The following is a 26,098-nucleotide window of genomic DNA, read 5'->3' on the forward strand; positions in this document are numbered from 1 at the left end:
TGGTCAGGCCGGCTGCGACGCCCGGGCGGCGCGTCGAGCGGTCCCGCTCAGCGCTGGGCGGAGCGCTGACGCACCGCCTCGTACAGCACCACCGCGGCAGAGGTCGCGACGTTGAGGCTGTTGACCCGGCCCACCATGGGGATGCGTACCCGCTCCGCGGCGCCGGCCAGCGCCTCCTGGGTCAGCCCGTACTTCTCCGACCCGACCGCGACGGCGACCCCGCTGCGGTAGTCGACGTCGGTGTGCAGCCGGTCGGTGTCCGGGGTGGTCGCCACGACCATGACCCCGCGCTCGGCCAGCCAGGTCCAGGCCTGCTCCCGCGTCCCGGAGACGACAGGGACCGCGAAGACGGTGCCCTTGCTCGAGCGGATGACATTGGGGTTGCCCCAGTCGGTGACGCAGTCGGCGGCGATGACGAGGTCGGCCCCGACGGCGTCAGCGGTGCGGAGCATGGCGCCGAGGTTCCCCGGCTTCTCCACCCCTTCGACGACGAGGACGAAGGGGTGCGCCGGCAGCTCGATCTCGTCCCACGGCCGTCCGGGGGCGGGCACCGTCGCGAGGACCCCGTCGGGGCCCTCGCGGTAGGAGACCTTGGCGAAGGCCTCCCGGGAGAGCGAGATGACCTCGGCGCCGACGGCGCGAGCCGCGTCGACCGCCTGCGGTCCAGCCTCGTGCATCAGCTCTGGGCAGTGATAGACGGCGAAGGGGGTGACCCCCGCCTCGATCGCGAGGCGGAGCTCTTCGGTGCCCTCGAGCACCGTGGTGCCGGTCTGCTCGCGGGTCCGGCGGCGGCGCAGACCGAGCAGCTCCTTGAGCCGCGGGTTGGCCGGTGAGGTGATGTGCAGGTCGGTCATGACCTGCCCAGCATGCCCCACGCCCATGGCGCACACTGGGGCGATGCCCGCGCCGCCCCTCGAGCCTCGTCGACCCAGCGTGGCGCGCGTCCTCGCGGCACTCGCGCTCATGGCGACCGCGATGGTCCTCACGGCCGCGGTGGGACGCCAGGTGGTGCTCGCGAGCGACCGCATCATGCGATGGGACGCCGACCTGGTCGAGCGCACCACCGCCACGGCGCTGGCGCGTCCCTGGCTCGTGGACGCGCTGCTGGTGTGGTCCCATCTCACCGAGCCCTGGCTGCTCTTCACCGTGCTGGCGATCGCCTCCGGGCTGTTGTTCTGGCGGGGTCTGGTGCGGCGGCGCGCACTGTGGGTCACCCCGATGGGTCTGGCGGGCTGGGGGCTGGCGATCGGGTGCAAGTACATCGTCGCCCGGCCGCGTCCGACACCGCCGGAGGCGATCACCACGGCCGGGGGCTTCTCCTACCCCTCGGGGCACGCGACGGGCAGCACGATCGCGATGATCCTTACCTGCGTGCTGATCTGGCCGCTGGCGCGCTCGGTCGCCTCGCGGGTGCTGCTTGTCGCTACCGCCGTCACCGTCGTCCTGCTGACCTGCGCCGACCGGGTCTTCCTCGGCGTCCACTACCTCAGCGACGTCGTCGCCGGCGTCGTCGTCGGCTCGGCGATGACCACGGCGGCCCTGCTGCTCGTGCTCCGGCCGCGTGGCAGCGCGTCACCCGCAGGCGCGGTGCTCACTCCAGGCGGGCGTGGCGCGCCCGGATCAGGCAGTACAGCGCGAAGGCGATGAGCCCGCCGGCCACCACGGTGAGCAGGTAGGGCCCGTAGGGCTGCCCCTTCAGGCTCTTCAACGCGCCGTCGAGGCCCTGGGCCTTGTCCGGTTCCTGCTGCCAGGCTGCGACGAGGAAGAAGACCCCGACGAGGGCCAGCGCCACCCCCTTCGCCAGGTAACCGACCCGGCCGATCCAGCAGGCAAAGGGGCCGGGGTCCTTCTCCAGGTCGTTCTCGAAGCCAGCGGTGGCCCCCTTGTAGGCGTAGAACCCACCGACCGCGACGACCGCCAGACCCACTCCGGCGACCAGCCACTGGCCGGCGGGCACGCCCATGAGTCGCTGGGTGACGTCCTGGGTCTGGTCCTCGCTAGAGCCCTTCGACGCTCCCCCGGCGGCGAAACGCCCGGCCGACCACGCGATCGCGGCGTAGATCCCCGCCTTGGCCAGTCCCTTGACCCGGTCGACGGCCTCCTGGCCAGGCGCGAGCAGCTCGGTGAGGTACCAGAGCGCGAGCATCGCGGAGCCGACGACGACCACCCAGAGCAGCGCCACCCCGAAGGGCTGGCCGGCGATCGCGGCGAGCGCGCCGGACTGGTCCGCCTGCTCATCGCCCGCGCTGCCCCACGCGACGCGCAGCGCGATGAGAGCGATGAGCGCATGGAGCACGCCGACGACGACGAAGCCCACCCGCGCCAGGGTGGTGACCACGGGGTGCGACCCCAGGTCGTCGGCCGTGCGCTGCGCAGATCGTGCCGTGTCCTCGGCCTTGTCGTCCCACTCCCGCTCGCTCATGGCGACAGGGTAGGTGGCGGGTCGATTTCGAGGGCTCGTCCCTCGCACCGGCGCCACCGCGTCGGCGCTAGGCCCTTGCCAGCGGGCGGAGCACGTCGGCGAGGCCGTCGTCGTCGACGTGCCCGGTCACCTCGTCGGCGACCGCCTTGACCTCCTCGGGGGCGTTGCCCATGGCGACCCCGCGGGCCGCCCAGCGCAGCATCTCGAGGTCGTTGCGCTGGTCGCCGACGGCCACGGTGTGCCCGGGCTCGACGTGCAGGCGGCGGCGCACGATCTCCAGGGCCGACCCCTTCGAGACGCCCTCGGGGTTGATGTCCAGCCAGGAGGTGAAGCCGATCGCGTAGCTCACCCCGTGCAGCCCGGCCCGCTCGACGACCTCGGCGAACTCCTCGCTCGTCGCCTCGGGCATGCGGAAGGTGACACGGGTGGTGCGACGGGCCATCAGCTCGTCCCAGGACTGCACCGTCTGCTGGCCCTGCAGCTCGTCCTCGGGGTACGGGGCGCTCAGCCGATGCCCGACACCGAGCTCCTCCACCGCGACGAGCGCGTCCGGGACCACGGCCCGCAGCCGGGTAAGGACCGGCGCCGGATCGAAGGTGACGATGTCCTCGTCGTCGGCGGACCAGCCACCGGGCGCGGCCGGGTCCAGGGCGATGGTCACCGCACCGTTGGAGCAGACCGCCCACCCGCTGCTCAGGCCCAGCCGCTCCAGGATCGGCATTGTCGCCACCACACTGCGACCGGTGGCGATGACGACGTGGTGGCCGGCTGCGACGACGTCACCGACCGCTCGATGCACCGCGGGGCGCAGCTCCCCCGCGTGGGTGATGGTCGTGCCGTCGATGTCGAGGCAGATGAGGTGGGGCTCCACCCCTGGCACGCTAGCCGCTCGCCCGGCGCTCACCCCCGCGCGGCGCCGAGCTTCCAGTACCCGGAGAAGAGGATCTGGCGCCGGTCCATGCCGACCTCCTTGACGAGGTGTCGCAGCAGGCCGGTCGCGAGAGCGGACTCCGCGCGATGTGGCTGACGTCATGGTCCGCGCAGGCCCGCCGCGGGATAGCCTGGACCAGATCGTGCTCCGGGGTCGGTGCAATTCCGAGCCGGCGGTGACAGTCCGCGACCCGCTCGCAGCCAGCGAGCGGTTGACGAGGTGGAACTCCTCGACCGACGGTGAGAGTCCGGATGGGAGGCAGCACGAGCGGCGGGTGTGTCCCCGGCGACTGGTCGGCCGACGTCGATCAACGCCACGGCACGCAGACACCCGCCGGCGATCTCTCGCGATACCCCGGAGCCAGGCCGAGACCGGACCGGGAGGCACGCGTGAGACTCACCCTCGACGAGCCGTGGATGCGGCGCGCGCTGGCGCTCGCCGAGCGCGGCCCCGCCGTCGACCCCAACCCCCGGGTGGGATGCGTCCTCGTCGCGCCTGGCGACGGGGGCGAGCACGGCGAAGGGGGGACGCCGGGCGAAGGGGGTGCCGTCGGGGTCGTCGTGGGCGAGGGCTGGCACGAGGGGGCCGGCACCCGGCACGCCGAGGCGATGGCGCTCGACGCCGCCGGGGGAAGGGCGCGCGGCGCCACCGCCTACGTCACCCTCGAGCCGTGCAGCCATACCGGCCGGACCGGGCCCTGCGCCGACCGGCTCATCGCGGCCGGGGTCGCCCGGGTGGTCCACGCCAGCGCCGATCCCGGGGTCGCCTCGGGCGGGGGCGCCGACCGCCTCCGCGGCGCAGGTGTCGACGTCGAGCAGGGTCTGCTCGTCGATCAGGCCGACGAGCTGGTCCGCGACTGGCGGGTCGCCACCCTCCTCGGCCGCCCGCGCGTCACGTGGAAGTACGCGGCCACCCTCGACGGCCGCCTCGCTGCGACGGACGGCACGAGCCAGTGGATCACCGGCCCGGCCGCTCGCGCCGATGTCGGTCGCGAGCGCTCCCGGCACGGCGCCGTGCTCACCGGGACGGGAACGGTCCTCGCCGACGACCCGCATTTCACCGCCCGAGACGGCGAGGGCACGCTGCTGACGCCTCAGCCGCTCCGGGTCGTCCTCGGCGAGCGCCCACTCCCCTCGCACGCCCGGGTCACGGACGAGGCGGCGGCCTCCCTTCGTCTCACTACCCGCGACATCAACGCCGCCCTGACCGAGCTGCACGCCCGAGAGGTCCGATCGGTCTGGCTCGAGTGCGGCCCCACCCTGGCAGCCGCGTTCTGGCGAGCGGGGTGCGTCGACGACGTCGTCGCGTACGTCGCGCCGGCGCTGCTCGGCGCCGGCCCGTCCCCGATCGCGGACCTCGGCATCACGACCATCACCGGAGCCCACCGGCTCGCGCTGCGCGCCGTCCACCAGGTCGGCGACGACGTCCGGCTCGACCTGCGAGTACCCCCTGCTCACGCCCCTACGGCGTTGCCCCAGCATCTGGGGCAACGCCGTAGGGGGCCGACCGACCCAATCAAGGAGGCCCCCTGATGTTCACCGGCATCATCGAAGAGATCGGCACCGTCCGCGACCTGTCACCAGGGCGTGCACGCCTCTCGGTCGCAGCACGCACCGTGCTCGGCGACATCCGGCACGGCTGCTCCATCGCCGTCGCCGGGGTCTGCCTCACCGTCGTCGAGCACGACAGCGGGGGCTTCGTCGCCGACGTCATGGGCGAGACGCTGCGCTGGACCACCCTCGGCGCCCTCACCACCGGCGACCAGGTCAACCTCGAGCGCGCGGTGCGCGTCGACGGACGCCTGGACGGTCACGTGGTCCAAGGTCATGTCGACGGGGTCGCCCAGGTCACCGACCGTGTCGCGCACGACCGGTGGGAGGTGCTCACCCTGACCGCCCCCGAGTCGCTGCGTGGACACCTGGCCCGCAAGGGAGCGGTCACCCTCGACGGCACCTCGCTCACCGTGAGCGCGGTGACCGAGGACGGCTTCGAGGTGTCGCTGATCCCCGAGACCCTTGCCGCGACGACGCTCGGTCGGCTGCGACCCGGCGATCGCGTCAACCTTGAGACCGACGTCCTGGCGAAGTACGTCGAGCGCCTCCTCGCCGCGAGCGGAGCACCCCGATGAGCACCACGTCCCCGATCGAGGAGGCTCTCGCCGCCCTGCGCGCCGGCCGGCCGGTGCTCGTCCTCGACGACGCCGACCGGGAGAACGAGGGCGACGTGGTCCTCGCCGCGCAGAGCGCCTCACCGCAGTGGCTGGCCTGGACGATCCGGCACACCTCCGGCTACCTGTGCGCCCCGATGCCCGACGAGATCGCGGACCGGCTCGACCTGCCCCTCATGGTCGCCCGCAACGAGGACTCGCTGCAGACCGCGTACACCATCACCGTCGACGCGGCCGCGGGCGTGAGCACCGGCATCAGCGCCGCCGACCGAGCCCGCACCCTGCGGGTGCTGGCGGACCCGACCTCCGGAGCCGGTGACCTCGTTCGACCGGGGCACGTCGTCCCCCTTCGAGCGCGCGAAGGGGGCGTGCTCACCCGGCGCGGCCACACCGAGGCCACCGTCGACCTGTGTCGCCTCGCCGGGCTGGAACCGGTCGGCGCCATCGGCGAGCTCGTCGCCGACGACGGCGAGATGCTGCGCACGCCCGACGTGCTCGCCCTCGGCGCCGACCACGACCTGCCCGTGGTCACCATCGCCGACCTCGTCGCCTGGCGCGAGGTGCATGACCGGGTGGAGCGGGTCACGACGACGACCCTGCCCACCACGCACGGCCGCCTCACCGTGCACGGCTACCGCGACCGACGCACCGGTGCCGAGCACCTGGCCCTCACCCGCCCCGGGGGGTCGTGGGTGCGGGTGCACTCCGAGTGCCTCACCGGCGACGCCCTCGGCTCGACTCGCTGCGACTGCGGGCCACAGCTCGACGCGGCGATCGCCCAGGTGGCCAGCCACGGCGGCGCCGTGCTCTACCTCCGAGGGCACGAGGGGCGAGGCGTGGGATTGCTGGACAAGCTGCGCGCCTACGCCGAGCAGGACGCCGGGGCCGACACCGTCGACGCCCAGCTCGCGCTCGGGCTGCCGGTCGACGACCGGGAGTACGGCGCCGCGGTCGCGATCCTGCACGACCTCGGTCTCACCGATGTCGACCTCATGACGAACAACCCCGCCAAGGTGGCCACGCTGGAAGCCGGCGGGATCTCCCTTCGCCCGCACCCGATCCACGTCGGCGAGGGCCCGGACAACGCCCGCTACCTCGCGACCAAACGCGAGCGCCTGGGGCACGACCACCCGATCACCCCGAACGAGACGACCGAGCACCCCGAGAGCACGAGGAGGCCCGCATGAGCGGCCACGGAGCACCCACCACCACCTGCGACGCCCGCGGCCTGCGGGCCGTCGTCGTCGCCGCCAGCTGGCACACCGAGGTCATGGACGGTCTCGTCGACGGCGCGCGGCGTGGGGCGGGTGCCTGCGGCATCGACGACATCACGGTGGTGCGCGTGCCGGGCACCTTCGAGCTGCCGGTCGCCGCCGCCCGCCTGGCCCCAGACCACGACGCGGTCATCGCCCTGGGTGTCGTGATCCGCGGGGGAACCCCGCACTTCGACTACGTCTGCCAGGCGGCAACGGTCGGTCTGACCGAGGTGTCGGTGCGCACCGGCGTGCCCGTCGGCTTCGGGGTGCTCACCTGCGACGACGAGGCGCAGGCGCTGGACCGGTCCGGCCTGCCCGGCTCCAGCGAGGACAAGGGCTACGAGGCGGCGACGGCGGCGCTGGCCACCGCGGTCACCCTCGCCGCGCGGGGCTGACCCGGCTCCCGCGAGGGCAACGGTCAGGCGAGCCCGAGGTCCTCGAGCGAGTAGGCGAAGCGATAGGGCACCCCGGCCTCGGCCTCGATCCGCTCTCCCGCGCCGGTCGCCCGGTCCGCGATGGTTGCGACGGCGACCACCTCGGCGCCGGCCTCGCGGCAGGCGGCGACCGCCTCCAGCGGCGAGCTGCCGGTCGTCGTCGTGTCCTCGACGACGAGGACCCGGCGCCCCTGCACCGAAGGGCCCTCGATGCGCTGCTGCAGCCCGTGCGCCTTGCCCTGCTTGCGCACGACGAAGGCGTCGAGCCGGTCACCGGCAGCGGCGGCAGCGTGCAGCATCGAGGTGGCGACCGGGTCGGCGCCGAGGGTCAACCCACCGACGGCGTCGAAGGCGAGGTCGGCGGTGAGGTCGCGCATCACCCGGCCGACGAGCGGAGCGGCCTCGCCGTGCAACGAGATCCGGCGCAGGTCGACGTAGTAGTCGGCCTCCTTGCCGGAGGAGAGGGTCACCCGGCCGTGGACGATCGCCTGCTCCTTGATGATCTCCAGCAGGCGGGCACGGTCGGCGGCGATGTCAGTCACGCCGGCCATCGTACGGACGTCGGCTCACCCGAGCGCACGCTCCAGCAGCGCTCGCAGCTCCTCGAAGTGCCGCTCGGCCCCGGCCTGCTGATAGCTGCTCGTGTCGGCCATCGTGAACCCGTGCGGCGCGTCGGGGTACACCGAGGTCACGTGGTCCACGCCGGCCGCCTCCAGCGCTTCGTCGAGCCGGGCGATCGCCTCGGGCGGGTTGAGCTTGTCCTGATCGGCGTGGCCGTAGACGAAGGCCGCAGTCGACCGCGCTACCCGGGTGTGCGGGCTGTCCTCCTCCTCGGTCGCGACCTCCGCGCCATGGAAGCCGCCGCACGCAGCGACGGTCGGTTCGAGCCCGGCTGCCCGGGTCGCGAAGCGCGCTCCCATGCAGTACCCCGTCACCCCGATCGGCCCGTCGTCCACCCCGTCGAGCCCACGCAGCGCCTCGACGTAGTGCGGCAGGTCGGCCTCCATCCGCTCGCCGGTGAGCTCGGCGAGGTACTCGGCCGAGACCTTGGCGTAGGCGGCGCGCTCGTCCGGGTCGCGCAGGTCGGCGCTCGGGGTGGTCTCCTCCGCCCGGCCGGAGCGGTAGAAGGTGTTCGGCGCGAGGACGACGTAGCCCCACGACGCGATCCGGTCGGCCATCTCCTCGATCTGAGGGCGCAGGCCGATCGCGTCCATGAAGAGCAGCACTCCCGGGTGGGTGCCGGCATCGGGTCGGGCGATGACCGCCTCGGCGATGCCGTCGGCGGCGCAGATCTCGAAGAGCGGTCGCATGACCTCGACGATACGAAGGCGTGGCCGCCCTGGCTAGGGTGGCCGGGTGCGCATCGCGACCTGGAACGTCAACTCCATCCGCTCCCGTGTCGACCGTGTCGTCGACTGGCTGGGTCGCACCGACGTCGACGTCCTGCTCATGCAGGAGACCAAGGCCAAGGAGGACCAGTTCCCCCACGACCGCTTCCGCGACATCGGGTACGAGGTGGCCCACCACGGCCTGAACCAGTGGAACGGCGTGGCCGTGGTCTCCCGGGTGGGGATCGAGGATGTCTCGGTCGGCTTCCCCGACGTGCCCGGCTGGGGCGAGCCTCCGGCACCCGAGGCGCGGGCGATCGGGGCCACCTGCGCCGGGGTGCGGCTGTGGAGCCTCTACGTCCCCAACGGCCGGACGCTGGACGACCCTCACCTGGACTACAAGCTGCGCTGGCTGCAGACCTTGAGGGACCAGACCAACGCGTGGCGCGCCGCTGAGCCGGACCTGCCAATGGCCCTCGCCGGTGACTTCAACATCGCCCCGCAGGACGAGGACGTGTGGTCGATGGGGTTCTTCGAGGGCAGGACCCACGTCTCCCCGCCGGAGCGCGCCGCCTTCCAGGGCTTCCTCGACGACGGGCTGGTCGATGTCGTCCGCCCGCACACCCCCGGGCCGGGTGTCTACACCTACTGGGACTACCAGCAGCTGCGCTTCCCCAAGCGTCAGGGGATGCGCATCGACTTCGTCCTGGGCACTCCCCCCTTCGCCGACCGCGTCCAGGGCGCGGCGATCGACCGCGAGGAGCGCAAGGGCAAGGGCGCCAGCGACCACGCCCCGGTGGTCGTCGAGCTGGCCGACTGAGCACGACCGAGAAGAGAGCCGAAGATGCTGCGACACGAGCCCCACCCCGAGGGCAGCCTCGTCACGACCCGCACGATCGAGGCGCCGGACGGCTCTCGGCTGCACGTCGTCGACCACACCCCGGATGCCGGGGCCGACGAGGGACTGCCCACGGTGGTCCTCGCCCACGGGTGGACGATGGACCACTCGACGTGGGACAAGGTGGTGCTCGCGCTGCGGCAGCGGGTGCCCGTCCGGGTCGTAACCTACGACCAGCCCGGCCACGGCCGCTCGACCCTGGGCGATGAGCCCGCGACCGTGCGGGGCCTCGCCGACACCCTGGACGTCGTGGTCCGCGAGATGTGCCCGACCGGCCCCCTGGTGCTCGGCGGCCACTCCATGGGCGGGATGACCCTCATGGCGTACGCCGGGGCGCACCCCGTCTCGCTGCGCGAGAGGGCGAAGGGGGTGCTCCTCGTCGCGACGACCCCGGAGCTGGCCAGCCTGCGCAAGCGCATCCGGGGCGAAGGGGTGGTGATGGGCATCCAGTCCCTCCTCCCCTTCGCGGCTCCCGCGCTGCCCATGCCCGAGCGGATGGTGCGCGGGATCTTCGGCGCGGACGCCTCGCCGGCCGACGTCGCCGAGGCGCGTCGGATCATCAACGGCACCCGCGCCCGGACGACCGGCCAGTACTTCAAGGCCCTCCTCGGGCATGACGAGATCGCCTCGCTGGCCAACCTTGCGGGGATCCCGACCGTGGTCATGGCGGGGTCGCGCGACCCGCTCACCCCGGCCAAGTGGAGCCGGATGTACCACGAGCGGATCCCCGGCGCAGAGCTCGACGTGATCGACGGCGCCGGCCACATGCTCATGTGGGAGGCGACCGACCGGGTCGTCGACCACCTGCACCGCCTGGTCACCGGCGCACGCTGACCCCGGCGCGCCTGGACAGCCCGTCTGGACGACGCGACTCACCGCAGCACGATGGGCGGCAGGTCGCGAAGGGAGATGACACCTACCCCCTTCGCCCGGCGGCCCGGCTAGCGGTCGCGGCGCGACCTGGCGCCCATGCTGTCGGCGGGGAGTGATTCCGGGCGGCGGCCCAGGGTCAGCAGCGCGACGAGGGCGCCCAGGCCGGCTGCCACCGCCGCGCCGAGGAAGACCGTCTCGACCTGGACCAGGGCGGTCTCGAGCAGGGCCTGGCCGTCGGTGCGCTGCCCGGCAGGCAGAGCGCTCACCGCCTCGTAGTAGCGGTGCAGACCGATCCCGGTGAGCAGGGCGAGCCCGACGACCATCCCGATCATCCGAGAGACGACGACCAGCGAGCTCGCCGTGCCGTGGGCGCTCTGCGGCGCGTCGGCCAGGGCGGCGTCGTTGACCGGGGCGAGCGCGAGGCCGGCGCCGAGACCCACGAGCGCGAGGACCGCGGTCGACATGAGCGTCTGTTCCAGCGAGTCCGGCCCCCAGCTCGACATCACGAGCAGCCCGGCGGACATCAGGGCCAGCCCGCCGCCGGCGACGACGCCCGCACCGAGCCGCCGCAGCAGCGCACCGCCGAGCAGCGCACCCACCGGGACCGCGACGAGGAAGCGCACCAGGACCAGCGCGGCCTCGGTCTGGCCGCCCGGCAGCGTGAGCCGGGCCAGGAGCGGGACGTCGACGACGACCGAGACGAGCGCGACCCCGGCGAGCAGGCTGACCACGAGCGCCCACGGGGTGCGACCCGCGTAGGTCCCGCGGGGCACGAGGGGGTGAGCTGCCGTGCGGTGGCGCCACACGTACGCAGCAGCCGCGACGACGGCGACCGGCAGCAGCGCGAACCCGAGGGGCCCGACCACCTCGGTCTCCGGGTCGGCCGCGGCGAAGGTGAGCACGACGCAGCCCAGCGCGCTGCCGAGCAGCAGGGCCCCGGGCAGGTCCCCCTGGCGCAGCACCGGCCACCAGGCGCTTGCGCTCAGGGCCAGGGCGGCGGCTCCCACGACGAGCGCGAGCACGCCCACGGGCGTGAGCAGGCGGTGGTCGTGATCGCCGAACGGCACGAACGGCAGGCCGAGGGTCACGTCGGTGACGAGCCGTGCCGGAGCGGCGAGCGCGAGCCACAGCAGCCCGACCGACGCCACCCCCAGCCAGCCCCCCATCCCCAACCACCCCGCGAACCGCCGCCCGACCCGCCCAGACACCCCCGCCCCCTTCGCAGATCCCCGGGGAACCTCAGACGAACGGTCGGCTCTCCCCTTCGCAGATCCCCGGGGAACCTCAGACGAACGGTCGGCTCTCCCCTTCGCAGATCCCCGGGGAACCTCAGACGAACGGTCGCGGGCCACCCACCAGATGGCCGCCGCGAGCAGCCCGCCGAGCACGACGTTGAGCCAGAAGATCGCCCGCCAGTCGGCGACCGCGAGGACGGCCGCGCCGAGGACCGGGCCGAGGACCGACCCCAGCTCCTGCACGCCGCCGACGACACCGAGCGGGACGCCGCGCCGGCCCACCGGCCACAGGTCCGCGACGATGGCGAGGGTCGCCGGCACCAGACCTCCCCCACCGATCCCCTGGACGACGCGTCCGGCGACGAGCACGTCGAGGTCGACCGCGAGCGCGGTGACCCCAGAGCCGAGGACGAAGAGGGCGAGGCAGGCCAGGAGGATCCGGCTCCGGGCCACGAGATCGGCCAGACGTCCGATGAGCGGCAGGACCGCGATGTAGCCGAGGAGGAAGCCGGAGATGATCGGGGTGGCCCGCTGCAGGCTGTCCAGGGTCAGCCCGACCCCGGCCATCATGTCGGTCAGCGCGAGGACGACCACGTAGGTGTCGGCGGCCGCGAGCGCCACCGCGGTCGAGGCCAGCGCGAGGAGCGCACGGGCGTTGACCGCACGCGGCACCGGTCCGGCGCCGGTGTCGGTGTCGGCGTCGCTCACGCGGGCTCGTCGACGGTGACCGACTTGCCGTACTCGGAGAGGTTGACGCTGTAGCTCGTGGTCGACCCCTCGTAGAACTCGCCGCTGATCTTCGCCGCCCGGAGCTCACCCGACGTCGGCTCGATGCTGTAGGTGACGTCGAAGCTCTGCGCGGCCTCACCGAGGGCGAAGAGGTCCTGCACCGGTCCGGCCGGCAGGGTGCCGGAGTAGGTCTGCAGCACGTCCTTGCCGTCGCGGCTCTTCTCCCCCGCCTGCACCTGGGTGGTCTCGGCCAGGAGGCGCCCGACGCCGGTCTCGGAGCGGAACAGCTCGGCCGGGTTGGGCGCGCCGAGGTCGGCCATGTCGACCGGGTTGAAGTCCTCGGTGAAGAACGACATCCAGGTCTCCTCGTCGATGGCGATGAGCTCGACCCCGGCCGGGTTGCCCTGGATCCTCCCGGTGATCTCACCGGTGAAGGCCGGCCGCTCGGCGTCCACGATCCCGTCGCCGACCGCCCGGCTCACCCCGTCCCGCCCCTCGGGGATCGTCGAGCTGGTCAGCTCGATGTGCAGCCCCCCTGCCGCCTCGAACCTCTCCCGGGCAGCCTGCAGGACCTGCTCGGGCGCCTGGGTCTCTTCCGGCGGGCTGTCCTCGCCCCCGGAACAGGCAGGCAGCACGAGCAGCGCGGGGACGAGGGCCAGCACGACGCGACGACGCATGGGGTCAAGGTATCCGGGCCGCGCCGGACGGGTCAGGTGGTCAGCACCAGCCCGTCGTCACCGGCGTCGACCGTGACCTGCTGCCCGTCGCGCACGTCGCCGGCGAGCAGGGCCGTCGCGAGGCGGTCGCCGATCTCCTTCTGCACCAACCGGCGAAGGGGGCGAGCCCCGTAGGCCGGGTCGTACCCCTTGTCGGCGAGCCACTGCCGGGCCGCGTCGGTCACCTCGAGGGTGATCCGCCGGTCGGCGAGACGGGCCCCGAGCTCCCGAACCTGCAGCTCGACGATCTCGCTCAGCTCGGCCTGGCTGAGCGGGTCGAAGATCACGACCTCGTCCAGCCGGTTGAGGAACTCGGGCTTGAAGCTGGAGCGCACGGTGGCCATCACCGACTCCCGCTTCGCCTCGTCGTCCAGCGCCGGGTCGACGAGGAACTGACTGCCGAGGTTGCTCGTCATCACGAGGATGACGTTGCGGAAGTCGACCGTGCGTCCCTGGCCATCGGTGAGGCGTCCGTCGTCGAGCACCTGGAGCAGGATGTCGAAGGTCTCCGGGTGCGCCTTCTCCACCTCGTCGAGGAGGACCACCGAGTAGGGGCGACGGCGCACCGCCTCGGTGAGCTGACCCCCTTCGTCGTAGCCGACGTACCCCGGAGGGGCACCGATGAGCCGGGCCACCGCATGCCGCTCGGAGTACTCCGACATGTCGATGCGGATCATCGCCCGCTCGTCGTCGAAGAGGAAGTCCGCGAGCGACTTCGCCAGCTCGGTCTTGCCGACGCCGGTCGGGCCGAGGAAGAGGAAGCTGCCCGTCGGACGGTCCGGGTCGGCGATGCCGGAGCGGGCCCGGCGGACCGCGTCAGAGACCGCCTGGACCGCGGCGGACTGCCCGATGAGGCGGGCGCCGATGAGCGACTCCATCGAGAGCAGCTTCTCGGTCTCGCCCTGCAGCAGCCGGCCGGCGGGGATGCCGGTCCAGGCCGAGATCACCTCGGCGATGTCGTCGGGTCCGACCCGCTCCTTGACCATGAGGTCCTCATCGCCCGTGGACCGGGCGATCTCCGCCTCGTCGGCGCGGGCGAGCTCGGCCTCCAGCGCCGGGATCTCGCCGTAGCGCACCCGCGAGGCGCCCTCGTAGTCACCCTCGCGCTGCAGCCGCTCGGCCTGGGTGCGCAGGTCGTCCAGGCGCGCGCGCAGCTCACCGATCTTGTTCAGGCCGGCCTTTTCCTGCTCCCAGCGCGCGGTGAGCCCAGCGAGCTCCTCCTTGCGCTCGGCGAGCTCGGCCTCGAGCCGCTCGAGCCGGTCGCGGCTCGCGTCGTCGGTCTCCTTGGCGAGGTGGAGCTTCTCCATCTCCATCCGGTCGACCGCGCGCTGCAGCTCGTCGATCTCGACCGGGCTGGAGTCGATCTCCATGCGCAGGCGAGAGGCCGCCTCGTCGACGAGGTCGATCGCCTTGTCCGGCAGCTGGCGCCCGGTGATGTAGCGGTCGGAGAGCGAGGCGGCGGCGACGAGCGCGGAGTCCTCGATCTCGACCTTGTGGTGCGCCTCGTAGCGCTCCTTGAGGCCGCGGAGGATCGCGATGGTGTCGGGCACGCTCGGCTCACCGACGAAGACCTGCTGGAATCGGCGCTCCAGCGCCGGGTCCTTCTCGATGTTCGTGCGGAACTCGTCGAGCGTCGTCGCGCCGACGAGGCGCAGCTCGCCGCGGGCGAGCATCGGCTTGAGCATGTTGCCGGCGTCCATCGAGCTGTCGCCGGAGGCACCGGCCCCGACGACGGTGTGGATCTCGTCGATGAATGTGATGATCTCGCCGTCGCTGGCCTTGATCTCCTCGAGGACGGACTTGAGCCGCTCCTCGAACTCGCCGCGGTACTTCGCGCCGGCGACCATCGCGCCGAGGTCGAGGGCGATGAGCCGCTTGTCGCGCAGGGACTCGGGGACGTCGCCGTCGACGATGCGCTGGGCCAGGCCCTCGACGACGGCGGTCTTGCCGACGCCGGGCTCGCCGATGAGGACGGGGTTGTTCTTCGTGCGACGGGAGAGGACCTGGACGACCCGGCGGATCTCCGCGTCGCGGCCGATCACGGGGTCGAGCTTGCCGTCGCGCGCCACCTGGGTGAGGTCGGTGCCGTACTCGGCGAGGGCCTCCCCGCCCTCGGCGGGCGTCTCCGAGGTGACCGTGCGGCCACCGCGCAGCTGCTCGATCGCGGCCTCCATGTCGGCCGCCCCGCGCTTCTCGACGGCGGCGAGGTGACCGGTCTCGGCCAGCGCCAGGAGCAGGAGGTCGAGGGCGAGATAGCTGTCGCCCTTGGCCTTCATGAGGGTGTCGGCCTGCTGCAGCACGGCCAGCGCGGCCCGCCCGAAGGTGGGGGCCTGGGCTGAGGAGCCGGCGGCCCGAGGCAGCGCGGCGATCGCCGCGTCGGCCTGACCGAGGACGTGCTGGGCGCCGGTGCCGGCGGCCTGCAGCAGCCGGTCGGCCTGGGCGGTGTCGACGCGCACGAGGGCGCTGGTGAGGTGGTCGGGGGTGATCTCGGCGTGACCCTCGGTCTGCGCGGAGCGCTGCGCGAGCGCGAGCGCCTCGGCGACCTTGGTGGTCGGCTTCAGCTCCATGCGGGGTGCTCCTTTGGCTCGGTGGTCACGAAGGGGTGTGACGAAGGGGGTGTCGGTTCACCTGGTCCAACGACCTCAAAGTTGAGCGTATTCCGCTCAACTTGCGCTGTCACCCCCTTCGCCCGAACCCGTCGCCCACCCCTGGTCACCAGGCGAACTTGAATGTAGATTCGACTCCATGCAACGACGCCTGAGCGAGGAAGACGCCGCCTTCCAGCAGAAGATGCGGACCTACTTCACCGACGAGTTCCCTGCCGAGCTCAAGGAGAAGGGGACCAACCGCAACGACCTCGACCCGCAGGACATCCGCCGCTCCCAGGCGACCCTGGCCGAGGCCGGCCTGGCCGCGCCCGGCTGGCCGGTGCAGTGGGGCGGGCAGGACTGGACGAGCCTGCAGAAGTTCATCTGGGACAGCGAGATGCGCGCGGCCGGGGTGCCGCCGCCCCTGCCCTTCAACACCTCGATGGTCGGGCCGGTCATCGCCGCCTTCGGCAGCGAGGAGCTCAAGGAGCGCTTCCTGCCCAAGACGCTCTCCTGCGAGATCTGGTGGTGCCAGGGCTTCTCCGAGCCCGACGCCGGCTCCGACCTCGCCTCGCTGCGCACCACCGCGGTCAAGGACGGTGACCACTACGTCGTCAACGGCCAGAAGATCTGGACCACCCTCGCCCAGCACGCGGACTGGATCTTTGCGCTCGTGCGCACCGACCCGAACGCCGAGAAGAAGCAGCGCGGCATCTCCTTCCTTCTCATTGACATGAAGAGCGAAGGGATCACGGTCCGGCCGATCAAGACTCTCGACGGCGACGTCGAGGTCAACGAGGTCTTCTTCGAGGACGTGCGCGTCCCCGCCGACCAGCTCGTCGGCGAGGAGAACAAGGGCTGGGACTACGCGAAGTTCCTCCTCGGCAACGAGCGCGTCGGCGTCGCCAACGTCGGCCTGGTGAAGAAGACCCTCGCCGACGTCAAGGCGCACGCCCGCGAGGTCACCCGCGGCGACGGCACGCTGCTCGACGACCCGCAGGTCGCGGCCCGCTTCGCCCGGCTCGAGGCCGACCTCATGGCCCTCGAGCTCACCGTCATCCGGGTCAGCGGGGGGTCCAAGGACGGCAAGCCGGACCCGGCCAGCTCGATCCTGAAGCTGCGCGGCTCCGAGCTGCAGCAGGACGTGCTCGAGCTCGCGATCGACGTCGCCGGGCCGATGGCCGCCTCGTGGGACGACTCGGTGGTGCCGCAGTGGGCCGCCGACGCCGTCCCGACGTACCTCAACTTCCGCAAGGCGACGATCTACGGCGGGTCCAGCGAGGTCCAGCGCAGCATCATCGCCACCGGCATCCTCGGACTGAAGGGCTGACCCCGCATGGATCTCAACATCACCGATGAGCAGAAGGCGCTCACCGAAGCCGTCAGCGGCGTCCTCGCACGCCACGGCAACCCCGCGTCGAACTCCGGCGTCTCGGCCGAGCCGGCGGCCCACGACCCGAAGGTCTGGGAGGCCCTCGTCGAGGTCGGCGTCCCCGCCCTGCCGTGGTCGGAGGAGGACGGGGGCGTCGGTGCCGGCTTCGCCGAGCTGACCGTCGCCGCCGCCGAGGTCGGCAAGAGCCGGATCCACCTCCCGCTGGCCGAGACCGTCGTCGCCGGCGCGATCATCACCCGGACGGCCCCCGACTCGCTGCGCCGGGAGCTGATCGGCGCCCTGGCGGAGGGCTCGGCGCTGCCCGTCCCCGCTCTCGACGAGCCGATGCGCGCCTGGTCGCCGACCGCGCCCACCGTGCGGGCCGAAGGGAGCGGCGAGAGCTGGACCCTGACCGGCACCAAGGCGCCCGTGCGCTTCGCGCAGGACGCCACGCACGTCGTCGTCTCGGCGGACACCGGGAGCGGCACCGGCCTCTTCCTCGTCACCGACGTCCAGGCGAAGGGGGAGTCACTCACCTTCGAGGGCACGTCGGCGACCCTGCTCGCCGACGGCGAGCAGGCCGAGCAGGCGCTTGCCGAGGCGCTCGCGCTCGGCGGTGCCGTGCTCTGCGGCGAGGCGCTCGGCGCGATGGAGGAGGCACTCGGCCGCACCACCGAGTACCTGCGCACCCGCAAGCAGTTCGGGATGCCGCTGGCCGCCTTCCAGGCCCTGACCCACCGGGCTGCCGACATGTACGCCGAGCTGGAGCTCGCGCGCAGCGCCGCGCTCTTCGCGGCCATGGTCGCCGACGACGACCCCGTCGACGTCGACGCGATCGCCCGCTGCCGCAGCGTCGTCGACCGGGCGGGCAAGCTCGTCGGCGAAGAGGCGATCCAGATGCACGGCGGCGTCGGCGTCACCGCGGAGTACGCGGTCGGGCACCTCACCGCTCGGCTGACCCAGATCGCGCGCACGTGGGGCACCCCCGACGACCGGGTCGGCGAGCTGGCCGCTGCCGTCGGCGGCCACGAGAGCATCTCGCTGCTCGGCTGACGGCGGGGACCCGCCTCGGGCTCCGGAGGAGCTGTCCCGTACCGTTGCTGCGACCTAGTTGCAGCAATGGGAGGACGGGATGGCCACGCGGGTCACGACGCCGCGCTCGACCGAGCTCGTGGTGCGCGCCGACGCACTCGGCATCGCGGCACGTCGACGGCGTTCCCTCGCCTGGCTGGTCGCGCTCGTCGCGCTGCTCGTCCTCTCCGTCCTCGTCGCAGTGGGTGTCGGGGCGGCGCAGGTCTCCCCGATGGCTACGGGCCGGATCGTCCTGCACCAGCTGCTCGGCGTCGGCACCCCCGACTGGCCGGCTGCGCGAGAGGCGATCATCTGGGACGTGCGCACCCCGCGCGTGCTGCTCGGGGTCTGCGTGGGCTCGGGGCTGGCGGTCTGCGGCATGGCGCTGCAGGCGATGGTGCGCAACGTGCTCGCCGACCCTTATCTGCTCGGCATCAACTCCGGTGCGAGCAGCGGAGCCGCCGCGTCGATCCTCTTCGGGATCGGCGCCGGGCTCGGTGAGCACGCGCTGCAGGCCAGCGCCTTCGTCGGGGCGCTCGCTGCATCTGTGCTCGTGCTGCTCATCGCCCGCACCGGCGGTCGGGTCACCTCGATCCGGCTGCTGCTCGCCGGCGTGGCGGTCGGGTACGCCCTCTACGCGCTGACCAGCTTCCTCATCTTCGCCTCGGACTCCGCGGAAGGCTCCCGATCGGTGCTCTTCTGGCTGCTCGGCACGCTCAGCCTCGGCTCGTGGGGCGCTCCGCTCGCCGTGGTCGCGGTGATCGTCGCCGCGACGGTCGCTCTCCTGGCACACTCCGGGCGGCAGCTCGACGCGCTCGCCCTGGGCGACGAGACCGCCCTGACGATGGGGGTCGACCCGAACCGGCTGCGCGTCTGGCTGCTCGTCGTCGTCGCGCTCTGCATCGGGGTCGCCGTGGCCGCGGCCGGCAGCATCGGCTTCGTCGGGCTGGTCATCCCGCACGTCGCCCGCCGGGTCGTCGGGTCCGCGCACCGCATCGCGATCCCCGTCGCGGCAGTGATGGGGGCGATCTTCCTCGTCTGGGCCGACGTCGTCGCCCGGACCCTGCTGGCACCGCAGGAGATCCCCCTCGGCATCCTCACCTCGCTCGTCGGAGCACCCTTCCTCCTCGTACTCATCCGACGGATGCAGGTCTCCTCGACCTGACCCCCACACCGACCCTGCCCACGGCCGCCGCACCGCCGCCAACCCGCCCCGACCCAAGGAGTCCGATGTCCCCCCTTCGCACCGCTCTGACCACCGGTACCGGCGCCCTCGCCGCACTCACCCTTGCCGCCTGCGGCAGCGGAGCCGACTCCTCGGGTGAGGCGAGTACCGCCTCCGACGACGGCCACTACCCGGTGACGATCACCAGCTGCGGCGAGGAGATGACCTTCGAGTCCGAGCCGCAGGACGTCGTCATGCTCAAGAGCGCCTGGGTTCCCTTCCTCAGCCCGCTGGGAGTGCTGGATCACGTCACCGCCAAGGCGGGCGCCTACCCGGAGGGCTACTACGACGAGGAGACCACGGCGCAGGTCGAGCAGATCGAGGTGCTCACCGATCGGGTCGACTCCTCGGGCCACCTCATCATCTCCAAGGAGGCCGTCCTCGAGCGCGAGCCCGACCTCGTGCTCGGGCACACCGAGGGCCTCGACGCCGCCTCGATGGGTGAGGTCGGCGTGCCGCTGCTCGAGGTGCAGGGACTGTGCAGCGAGGGGCAGCCAGACCCCTCCTTCGAGCAGCTGTACGGCGAGATCGAGGACTACGGCGCCGTCTTCAACCGGGAGGACGAGGCGGCCGCCGCGGTCGAGGAGCTGCGCGAGCGGGTCGGGTCCGCGACCGAGCAGGCCGGCGCCGGTGGCGACACGGACGGCGAGGACAAGAGCGTCGCGATCCTCTACCCCACCGTCGGCGGCGGCACCACCTACGCCTACGGCAGCCGGTCGATGCCGCACGTGCAGAGCGAGGCAGCCGGCCTGACCAATGTCTACGGTGACGTCGACAAGCGCGTCTTCGAGATCACCCCCGAGAGTCTGCTGGAGGAGAACCCCGACGTGCTCGTGCTGCTCTACTCCGAGGGCGACCCGAGCAAGGTCGAGGACGCCGTCACCGAGCTGCCGGGCGCCGACCGTCTCGCCGCGGTGCAGGACGGCGAGATCCTCACCCAGCTCTTCAACTTCTCCGAGCCGGCCTCCCCCATCGCGGTCGACGGGCTGGAGCAGCTCGTCGAGCGCTTCGGGAGCGAGTGAGTCATGCTCCGCGCGAGCGCCATCAGCTACTCCTACGGCAGCATGCTGGCCGTCGACCGGGTCGACCTCACCGCCCGACCCGGCCGGGTGCTCGGGGTCATCGGGCCGAACGGGTCCGGCAAGTCGACGGTGCTGCGCTGCCTCTTCCACGGCCTCACCCCCGACAGCGGGGAGGTGAGCATCGAGGGGCGCCCGCTGAGCAGCCTCTCTGCCCGTGACATCGCCCGCCTCCTCGCCGTGGTCGTGCAGGAGAACGTGGGCGAGTCCACCCTGGACGTCGCCGAGATGGTGCTCCTCGGGCGCACCGTGCGGCTGAGCGGCTTCCGGTCCACCACGGCGGCCGATCACGAGGCGGCGGCCGAGGCGTTGGAGCGGGTCGGGGCGACGCACCTGGCGCAGCGCCCCCTGGCCGAGCTCTCCGGGGGTGAGAAGCAGCGGGTGCTCATCGCCCGCGCGCTCGCCCAGGGCACCTCGTACCTCCTCCTCGACGAGCCGACCAACCACCTCGACATCCGGTACCAGCACGAGGTGCTCGCGCTGCTTCGCGGCCTCGCGGGCGACCTCGGCGCCGCCGTCGTCGTCGTGCTGCACGACCTCAACCTCGCCGCGGCCTACTGCGACGACCTGGTGCTGCTCGAGCAGGGCCGGATGGTCGCCCAGGGAACGGTCGACGAGGTCCTCGACCCGGCCGTCGTGCAGCGCGTGTACGGCATCGCCACCGAGCGGCTCGACCGCGACGGCGAGCTGCACCTGCTCTTCCGTTCCGTCGGCGCCGCTTCGACCGCCGGGGACCTCTCGTGAAGGAGGTGGACCAGAGCCGTCTCGACGCCTACTGGAGCGAACGGGCGGACGCCTACGACTCGGGGCAGCGGCGAGTGCAGCGGTGGGACCTCGACCGGGAGATGTGGACCGAGATCTGGCGAGATGTCCTGCCCTCACCGCCGGCGGCGGTCCTCGACGTCGGGACCGGCACCGGGCACGTCGCCCTCATGCTGGCCGAGGCCGGCTACCGGGTCACCGGGGTCGACAGCTCGGCCGGGATGCTCGACGTCGCGGCGCGGCATGCGGGCACCCTCGCCACGGAGTCCGGCCGTCGACCCCACCTGCTGCTCGGCGACGCCCACGCCCCACCGGTGGCGCCGGGCAGCCAGGACGCCGTCGTGTGCCGCTACCTCATGTGGACCCTGCGCGACCCGGTCACTGCGCTGCGCGCATGGCGTGGGCTGCTCCGCCCGGGCGGGGTGCTCGCGCTGGTCGACAGCACCTGGTTCGCGGGCGGGCACGACGAGTCTCCCGAGTCCTTCGTCGACACCTACGGCCCGGTGCTCTCCTCGCTGCCCCTGGCCGAGGCGAGGTCGATCGACCCGACCCTCGAGGCGGTGCGTGCCGCGGGGTTCGAGCAGGTCGTGAGCCGGCCGCTGCACGAGGTGCTCGAGGCGGATCGGCGCACCGGAGCAGCCCCCGGCCACCGGCCGCGGCTGCAGCACCTGGTCACCGCCCGGGCCTGAGCCGCCTGCCCTCCAGTCCGCAGGGCGAAGGGGGGTCAGCAGGTCGCCGCGAGGTCCTCGGCCCCCTTCGCGGGCGGCTCGGAGGTGCTCGACGGGGTGCTCCCGTCCGTGCTCGACGACGGCGACGAAGAGCCCTTCGCGGGCGGCGGGTCGATCGCCCGCTGCACCATGGCGTGGATCCTCGCGTAGTCCGGGTCGGTGACGTCGATCGCCTCGTTGGTCAGCGGCAGGGAGGAGATCTCGGCACCGTCCTGGATCTTCTGCACGAGCCCGGCCCAGGCCTCGAGGTCCTGCTGCGGGATGTCGACGGTGACGTTGTTCGTGAGCACGGCGGCGAGGTCGGGGTAGCGACGCAGCATGAGGACCGGGTCGACCTGGGTGAGCAGCGCCCCGACCATGCAGCGCTGGCGGCGCATCCGGGAGAAGTCGCCGTCCTCGGAGTCCGCCCGCGAGCGCGAGTACCAGAGGGCGTGGAAGCCGTCGAGGGTCTGCACGCCGGGCTCGATGTAGCCGGTCGTCCCGACCACCTGCCCGCCCTCGATCTTGCAGCCGATGCACACCCGCTCCTTGACGTCGATGCGCACCCCACCCATCGCGTCGACGAGCTGGGTGAAGCCCTGCAGGTTCACGACCGCGGTGTAGTCGACGTCCAGCCCGAGCACCTGCCCGGCCGCGTCCTTGGTGACGGTCAGCCCTGGGTTGGGGTCGCCGGGGAAGAGCTCGGCGTTCTGCGTGCCGAGGGTCCAGACGTACTCGAAGAGGCAGCCGTCACCGCAGCTGTAGCCGTCCGGGTAGACCTGGCGAAGGGGGGAGTCCGGGCTGAAGGGGACGTTCTCGAGGTTTCGTGGGACGCCGAAGAGGACCGTTCTGCCGGTCTGGGTGTCGATGCTGGCCACCATCGTGGCGTCCGGCCGGGTCCCGACCCGCCCCTTGCCGGCGTCGGAGCCGATGAGCAGCACGTTGACCCGCTCGGTGCCGGCCCACGGGTCCTCACCCTCCCCCGGTCCGGCCGCACCGTCGGGACGGATCGAGGCGAAGACGTCGCCGAGGAGCGAGCGCTGGATCACCGCGTATCGCGCCACCTGGAGCGTGGGAAGCAGGACGAGCAGCACGGCGACACCGGACGCGATGAGCATCGGCGCCCGGGACCGGCCGGCTGTCGGCGGCGGCAGGTTGTCACCGGCCGTCATGACGATGCCGTAGATCCACCCGGCGGCCACGAGAAGCACCGCCGGCACCACCACGGCCAGGGCCGACCGGCTCAGGCCGACCTCGAGGACCGAGCCGGTCACCCCCTTCGCGATCGTGTAGCCGCCCACCCCGAGGAGGAGGACGAGGAGGGTGCCGAGGATCGCCAGACCCGTGCGGCGCCGCGACCAGGTCAGGCCGAGGCCGGGGACGAGCGTGCTCGCCGCGACCAGCACGTAGAAGCGACGGCGCCGGCGGTCGTCGAGGTCCCGCGCGATCTGGCGCGCGTGACGGGCCGAGCCGGCGGGCCTCACCCCCGTCGCCTGCTCGCGCCGCCGTCGGGGTCGTCGTACCAGCCGTCGTGCTCCTCGGCGATCGCGGTGAAGCGCTCGCGCAGGCCCTCGGCGACCGGCCCGGTCTCGTCGCCGACCATCTCCTCGCGCACGTAGATGGCCCACTCGTGGTCCTCGGCGTCGTCCTCGCCGGCCAGCGCCTCGCGGACTACCCGGACCTCGGTGAACCCCTCGTCGCGCAGCTCGTCGGCCACCCGCTCGGCGTCGTCGCGGTCCGGCAGGACGATGAGGTGCTCGGTCATGGACGCATCATGGCACCGTGGCGTCGGTGCGACCTCACGGGAGCCTGAACGCCGGGTGGACATCGGCGCCGCCGGGCGGCAGAGTCGAGGCATGACTGAGAACCAGATCGTCGTGCAGCGCACCATCGACGCCTCCGCCAAGGACCTCTTCGAGGTGCTGACCAACCCCGAGAAGCACGCCCAGCTGGACGGCTCGGGCTTCGTCCGCTCGGTCGACCAGGCCGACCGGATCCAGTCCGTCGGGCAGGTCTTCACCATGAACATGGAGGGCGACCACATGGGCGGGGAGTACCAGACCGACAACCACGTCACCGCCTACGCCGAGAACAAGATGGTCGGCTGGCAGACCGCGCCCGCCGGCACCGAGCCGAAGGGGTGGGAGTGGCTCTGGGAGCTGGAGCCGGAGGGCTCGGACTCCACCGTCGTCACCCTGACCTACGACTGGGACAAGGTCACCGACGAGGCGATCCTGCGCAAGGTCTCCTTCCCGCTGGTCAGCGAGAGCCAGCTCGAGGAGAGCCTGAACAACCTCGCCGCAGCCGTCACCGGCTGATCGTCAGCGGGCGTCGCGCCCGAAGCGCGCCAGGACCTGCACCTCGCGCGGTGCGTCGGCGGGGACCTCGACCGGCTGCGCGCAGATCCCGTCGCCGTACAGCCGCTCGCCCCACCCGTCGGCCGCTGCCGAGATCCTGTCGAGCTCGGCGTCGGTGAGCCGGGCGTCAATGCCCGCCGCCCGGGCGATGTCCCAGCGGTGGACGATGAGGTCGAAGCCGTAGAAGTCGATGAAGACATCACCGACGGTGGAGGGGCCGAAGGGGGTGTCGTACGCCTTCTCCCCCACCCTGGGATCGATAAGGGTTCGGGCCGCCGCCTCGGCGTGGGTGCGCCATGCGAGGGCCGGCCCGTCGGCCACCTTCGGCGGCAGCTCGGGCAGGTCACCCCCGCTGGTGAGCAGGAAGGTCCGCTCGGTGTCGATGAGGTGCTCGAGCACGTCTGCGGCCGTCCAGCCCTCGCACGGGGAGGGCTCGGACCACGCCGCCGCCGGGACGTTGTCGACGAGGCGGGTCAACGGTGAGGCGAGTCGGTCGAACCTGGACGCGGGGTCCTGCGGGATGGCCATGGCCCCATCCTCGCCCATCACCTCGCCCGGAGGTGAACCCTGCGCGAAGACTTGGCTGACCCCCCTTCGCCGGCTTGATCCACGCCTCGCGCCACGCCAAGAGTGGACCCGACATGTCCAGGCTGCTCGTCGCCGTCGGCGACTCCTTCACCGAGGGCGTGGGTGACCCCCACCTGCACTACCCCAACGCCGTCCGCGGTTGGGCCGACCGGCTCGCGCGTCAGCTGGGGCGGCACGACCCGTCCTGGCGCTACGCCAACCTCGCGATCCGCAGCAAGTTCCTCGACCAGGTGGTGACCGACCAGCTCGACCACGCGATCGCGCTCGAGCCGACGCACATCTCGTTCTTCGCGGGCGGTAACGACCTGCTCTCGCTGCGCACCGACCTCGATGGGCTGCTGCAGCGCTACGAGGATGCCCTTGCCCGGCTCGCCGGGACGGGGGCGCGGGTGATCGTCTTCACCGCCTTCGACATCCGCACGACCCGGCTGCTCGACCCCCTCGTGCGGCGGGTGCAGGCCTACAACGTGGGGGTCCGTGAGCTCGCCGGGAAGCACGGGGCGACGCTGGTCGATCATGCATCGATCCGCGAGTTCGAGCACCCCGCCCTGTGGGCGCCGGACCGGATCCACATGTCGCGGCCCGGGCACAAGCGGATGGCCGCGCTCGTCGCCGACACGATCGGCGTGCCGCACACGCTCAGGCTGCGCGATCTCGTGCCGCACGAGCCCCGCGACTGGCGGGAGGCGGCACGGGTCGAGGCGCGGTTCGTCCGGGCCGAGGTGGTGCCGCTCGTGCGGCGACGCCTGCGTGGCACCTACGAGGGGGACACGATCCGCCCGAAGTGGCCGGAGCCGATCCACCCGGCGGAGGGGATGAAACGGCTCGCGGCGAGGCGAGTCTCTGCACGGGTCGATGTATGAACGACCGCCCTGACGGGTCGGATCTACCTCGAATCGCCCAGGCGCTCAGCCCCGCGGCTCCCAGAGGACGATCGCCTGGGAGGCGCTGCGCGGGCGGGGTCGCTGGCCGTGGCGAAGGGCGACGATGTCGCCACCGGAGCCGACGGCGAAGAAGCGGGACCCCTGCCCTAGCGCGGCGCGGGCGGAGTCGAGCTCGTCGCTGAGCTCGGCCACCCGGTCGCGCAAGGCGTCGACCTGGTGCTCGAGCTCGAAGATCCGCGCCATGGCGGCGAGGGAAACCCCTTCGTCCTGGGAGAGGCGCTGCACCTCGCGGAGGCGGGCGACGTCGGCGGCGGAGTACCGGCGACCCCCACCCCGGGTGCGCGACGGGGTGACCAGGCCGATCCGGTCGTACTGCCGCAGGGTCTGGGCGTGCATGCCGGCGAGCTCGGCCGCGACCGAGATGACGAAGACCGGGGTCTCGTCGTCGGGGCTGAAGCCGGACACGCGAGCCATGA

Annotated in this window: 27 protein-coding genes, 1 pseudogene and 1 riboswitch; of the genes and pseudogenes, 15 read left to right on the top strand and 13 right to left on the bottom strand. The window is 72.6% G+C overall.

Annotated features, from left to right (window positions below):
• Nucleotides 1-47: 47 nt before the first annotated feature.
• Nucleotides 48-854 (bottom strand): RNA methyltransferase, encoded by an 807-nt coding sequence (locus FB557_RS07240; protein WP_144856926.1) that lies wholly within the window; start codon nt 852-854, stop codon nt 48-50.
• Between the two features lie 43 nt (nt 855-897).
• Here FB557_RS07240 and FB557_RS07245 point away from each other — a divergent pair, with 43 nt between their 5' ends.
• A complete protein-coding gene (locus FB557_RS07245) occupies nt 898-1,647 on the top strand; it encodes a phosphatase PAP2 family protein (RefSeq protein ID WP_170236226.1) in 750 nt (249 codons plus the stop codon).
• Here FB557_RS07245 and FB557_RS07250 read toward each other — a convergent pair.
• The 3 genes and pseudogenes from FB557_RS07250 to FB557_RS14715 form a co-directional block, all read right to left on the bottom strand.
• Nucleotides 1,592-2,422 carry a DUF1206 domain-containing protein gene (locus FB557_RS07250; RefSeq protein WP_144856928.1) on the bottom strand — a complete coding sequence of 277 codons (831 nt, stop codon included), beginning with the start codon at nt 2,420-2,422 and terminating at the stop codon, nt 1,592-1,594. The two genes, FB557_RS07245 and FB557_RS07250, sit on opposite strands and share 56 nt — an antisense overlap.
• 67 nt (nt 2,423-2,489) lie before the next feature.
• Complete coding sequence (locus FB557_RS07255; protein ID WP_144856929.1) at nt 2,490-3,293, bottom strand: HAD family hydrolase; 804 nt, start codon at nt 3,291-3,293, stop codon at nt 2,490-2,492.
• 29 nt (nt 3,294-3,322) lie between these two features.
• Nucleotides 3,323-3,424 (bottom strand): annotated as a pseudogene (locus FB557_RS14715) (siderophore-interacting protein); the annotation flags it as partial.
• A gap of 67 nt (nt 3,425-3,491) precedes the next feature.
• Nucleotides 3,492-3,622, top strand: a riboswitch (FMN riboswitch).
• Nucleotides 3,623-3,742: 120 nt separating this feature from the next.
• Between FB557_RS14715 and ribD the strand changes: the two are divergent.
• From ribD to ribH, 4 genes are read left to right on the top strand one after another with little or no spacing between them, the layout of a single operon-like run.
• On the top strand, nt 3,743-4,885 hold the full coding sequence (gene ribD, locus FB557_RS07265; protein ID WP_246074531.1) for a bifunctional diaminohydroxyphosphoribosylaminopyrimidine deaminase/5-amino-6-(5-phosphoribosylamino)uracil reductase RibD: 1,143 nt from the start codon (nt 3,743-3,745) through the stop codon (nt 4,883-4,885).
• On the top strand, nt 4,885-5,481 hold the full coding sequence (locus FB557_RS07270) for a riboflavin synthase (RefSeq protein ID WP_144856930.1): 597 nt from the start codon (nt 4,885-4,887) through the stop codon (nt 5,479-5,481). The genes ribD and FB557_RS07270 overlap by 1 nt, the downstream gene beginning before the upstream one ends.
• Entirely contained in the window at nt 5,478-6,707 is a 1,230-nt protein-coding gene (ribB, locus tag FB557_RS07275) for a 3,4-dihydroxy-2-butanone-4-phosphate synthase (protein ID WP_144856931.1), read from the top strand. The genes FB557_RS07270 and ribB overlap by 4 nt, the downstream gene beginning before the upstream one ends.
• Nucleotides 6,704-7,171, top strand: coding sequence for a 6,7-dimethyl-8-ribityllumazine synthase (ribH, locus tag FB557_RS07280; protein WP_144856932.1), 468 nt, complete (start codon nt 6,704-6,706; stop codon nt 7,169-7,171). The genes ribB and ribH overlap by 4 nt, the downstream gene beginning before the upstream one ends.
• A 23-nt stretch (nt 7,172-7,194) precedes the next feature.
• Here the strand turns inward: ribH and pyrE are convergent, their stop codons facing one another.
• Nucleotides 7,195-7,761 (bottom strand): orotate phosphoribosyltransferase, encoded by a 567-nt coding sequence (pyrE, locus tag FB557_RS07285; RefSeq protein ID WP_211356507.1) that lies wholly within the window; start codon nt 7,759-7,761, stop codon nt 7,195-7,197.
• 15 nt (nt 7,762-7,776) lie between these two features.
• Nucleotides 7,777-8,520, bottom strand: coding sequence for a dienelactone hydrolase family protein (locus FB557_RS07290; RefSeq protein WP_144856934.1), 744 nt, complete (start codon nt 8,518-8,520; stop codon nt 7,777-7,779).
• A gap of 46 nt (nt 8,521-8,566) precedes the next feature.
• On the opposite strand from FB557_RS07290, the gene FB557_RS07295 reads away from it, so the two are divergent.
• Complete coding sequence (locus tag FB557_RS07295; protein WP_144856935.1) at nt 8,567-9,358, top strand: exodeoxyribonuclease III; 792 nt, start codon at nt 8,567-8,569, stop codon at nt 9,356-9,358.
• A 24-nt stretch (nt 9,359-9,382) separates the two neighbouring features.
• The gene (locus FB557_RS07300; RefSeq protein WP_144856936.1) at nt 9,383-10,270 is read left to right on the top strand and encodes an alpha/beta fold hydrolase; all 888 of its coding nucleotides are present in this window, start codon (nt 9,383-9,385) and stop codon (nt 10,268-10,270) included.
• A 107-nt stretch (nt 10,271-10,377) separates the two neighbouring features.
• Here the strand turns inward: FB557_RS07300 and FB557_RS07305 are convergent, their stop codons facing one another.
• The 3 genes from FB557_RS07305 to clpB are packed head-to-tail and all read right to left on the bottom strand — an operon-like array spanning nt 10,378 to nt 15,556.
• Complete coding sequence (locus FB557_RS07305) at nt 10,378-12,252, bottom strand: MFS transporter (RefSeq protein WP_246074532.1); 1,875 nt, start codon at nt 12,250-12,252, stop codon at nt 10,378-10,380.
• Complete coding sequence (locus tag FB557_RS07310; RefSeq protein WP_144856937.1) at nt 12,249-12,950, bottom strand: LppX_LprAFG lipoprotein; 702 nt, start codon at nt 12,948-12,950, stop codon at nt 12,249-12,251. The genes FB557_RS07305 and FB557_RS07310 overlap by 4 nt, the downstream gene beginning before the upstream one ends.
• A gap of 32 nt (nt 12,951-12,982) precedes the next feature.
• A complete protein-coding gene (gene clpB / locus FB557_RS07315) occupies nt 12,983-15,556 on the bottom strand; it encodes an ATP-dependent chaperone ClpB (RefSeq protein ID WP_144856938.1) in 2,574 nt (857 codons plus the stop codon).
• Nucleotides 15,557-15,734: 178 nt separating this feature from the next.
• Here clpB and FB557_RS07320 point away from each other — a divergent pair, with 178 nt between their 5' ends.
• The 6 genes from FB557_RS07320 (at nt 15,735) to FB557_RS07345 (ending at nt 21,775) form a co-directional block, all read left to right on the top strand.
• Nucleotides 15,735-16,907 (top strand): acyl-CoA dehydrogenase family protein, encoded by a 1,173-nt coding sequence (locus FB557_RS07320; protein ID WP_144856939.1) that lies wholly within the window; start codon nt 15,735-15,737, stop codon nt 16,905-16,907.
• 6 nt (nt 16,908-16,913) lie between these two features.
• The gene (locus tag FB557_RS07325; protein WP_144856940.1) at nt 16,914-18,002 is read left to right on the top strand and encodes an acyl-CoA dehydrogenase family protein; all 1,089 of its coding nucleotides are present in this window, start codon (nt 16,914-16,916) and stop codon (nt 18,000-18,002) included.
• 79 nt (nt 18,003-18,081) lie between these two features.
• Nucleotides 18,082-19,185 (top strand): FecCD family ABC transporter permease, encoded by a 1,104-nt coding sequence (locus FB557_RS07330; RefSeq protein ID WP_144856941.1) that lies wholly within the window; start codon nt 18,082-18,084, stop codon nt 19,183-19,185.
• 65 nt (nt 19,186-19,250) lie between these two features.
• Nucleotides 19,251-20,267, top strand: a complete 1,017-nt coding sequence (locus tag FB557_RS07335; protein WP_144856942.1) for an ABC transporter substrate-binding protein — start codon at nt 19,251-19,253, stop codon at nt 20,265-20,267.
• Between the two features lie 3 nt (nt 20,268-20,270).
• Nucleotides 20,271-21,068 (top strand): ABC transporter ATP-binding protein, encoded by a 798-nt coding sequence (locus tag FB557_RS07340; protein ID WP_144856943.1) that lies wholly within the window; start codon nt 20,271-20,273, stop codon nt 21,066-21,068.
• On the top strand, nt 21,065-21,775 hold the full coding sequence (locus FB557_RS07345; RefSeq protein WP_211356508.1) for a class I SAM-dependent methyltransferase: 711 nt from the start codon (nt 21,065-21,067) through the stop codon (nt 21,773-21,775). The genes FB557_RS07340 and FB557_RS07345 overlap by 4 nt, the downstream gene beginning before the upstream one ends.
• A gap of 35 nt (nt 21,776-21,810) precedes the next feature.
• On the opposite strand, the gene FB557_RS07350 is transcribed toward FB557_RS07345, so the two are convergent.
• The gene (locus tag FB557_RS07350; RefSeq protein ID WP_144856944.1) at nt 21,811-23,277 is read right to left on the bottom strand and encodes an LCP family protein; all 1,467 of its coding nucleotides are present in this window, start codon (nt 23,275-23,277) and stop codon (nt 21,811-21,813) included.
• Entirely contained in the window at nt 23,274-23,558 is a 285-nt protein-coding gene (locus FB557_RS07355; protein ID WP_144856945.1) for a ribonuclease E inhibitor RraB, read from the bottom strand. Before FB557_RS07355 ends, FB557_RS07350 begins: the two co-directional genes overlap by 4 nt.
• 91 nt (nt 23,559-23,649) lie before the next feature.
• Between FB557_RS07355 and FB557_RS07360 the strand changes: the two genes are divergently transcribed.
• Nucleotides 23,650-24,111, top strand: coding sequence for an SRPBCC family protein (locus tag FB557_RS07360; protein WP_144856946.1), 462 nt, complete (start codon nt 23,650-23,652; stop codon nt 24,109-24,111).
• A gap of 3 nt (nt 24,112-24,114) precedes the next feature.
• Here the strand turns inward: FB557_RS07360 and FB557_RS07365 are convergent, their stop codons facing one another.
• A complete protein-coding gene (locus FB557_RS07365) occupies nt 24,115-24,678 on the bottom strand; it encodes a TIGR03086 family metal-binding protein (protein WP_246074535.1) in 564 nt (187 codons plus the stop codon).
• Between the two features lie 113 nt (nt 24,679-24,791).
• Between FB557_RS07365 and FB557_RS07370 the strand changes: the two genes are divergently transcribed.
• Entirely contained in the window at nt 24,792-25,601 is an 810-nt protein-coding gene (locus FB557_RS07370; protein ID WP_144856948.1) for an SGNH/GDSL hydrolase family protein, read from the top strand.
• A 45-nt stretch (nt 25,602-25,646) separates the two neighbouring features.
• On the opposite strand, the gene FB557_RS07375 is transcribed toward FB557_RS07370, so the two are convergent.
• Nucleotides 25,647-26,096, bottom strand: a complete 450-nt coding sequence (locus tag FB557_RS07375) for a heat shock protein transcriptional repressor HspR (RefSeq protein WP_144856949.1) — start codon at nt 26,094-26,096, stop codon at nt 25,647-25,649.
• Nucleotides 26,097-26,098 lie beyond the last annotated feature (2 nt).

Source organism: Marihabitans asiaticum (assembly GCF_007828725.1).
Taxonomy (GTDB): domain Bacteria; phylum Actinomycetota; class Actinomycetes; order Actinomycetales; family Dermatophilaceae; genus Marihabitans; species Marihabitans asiaticum.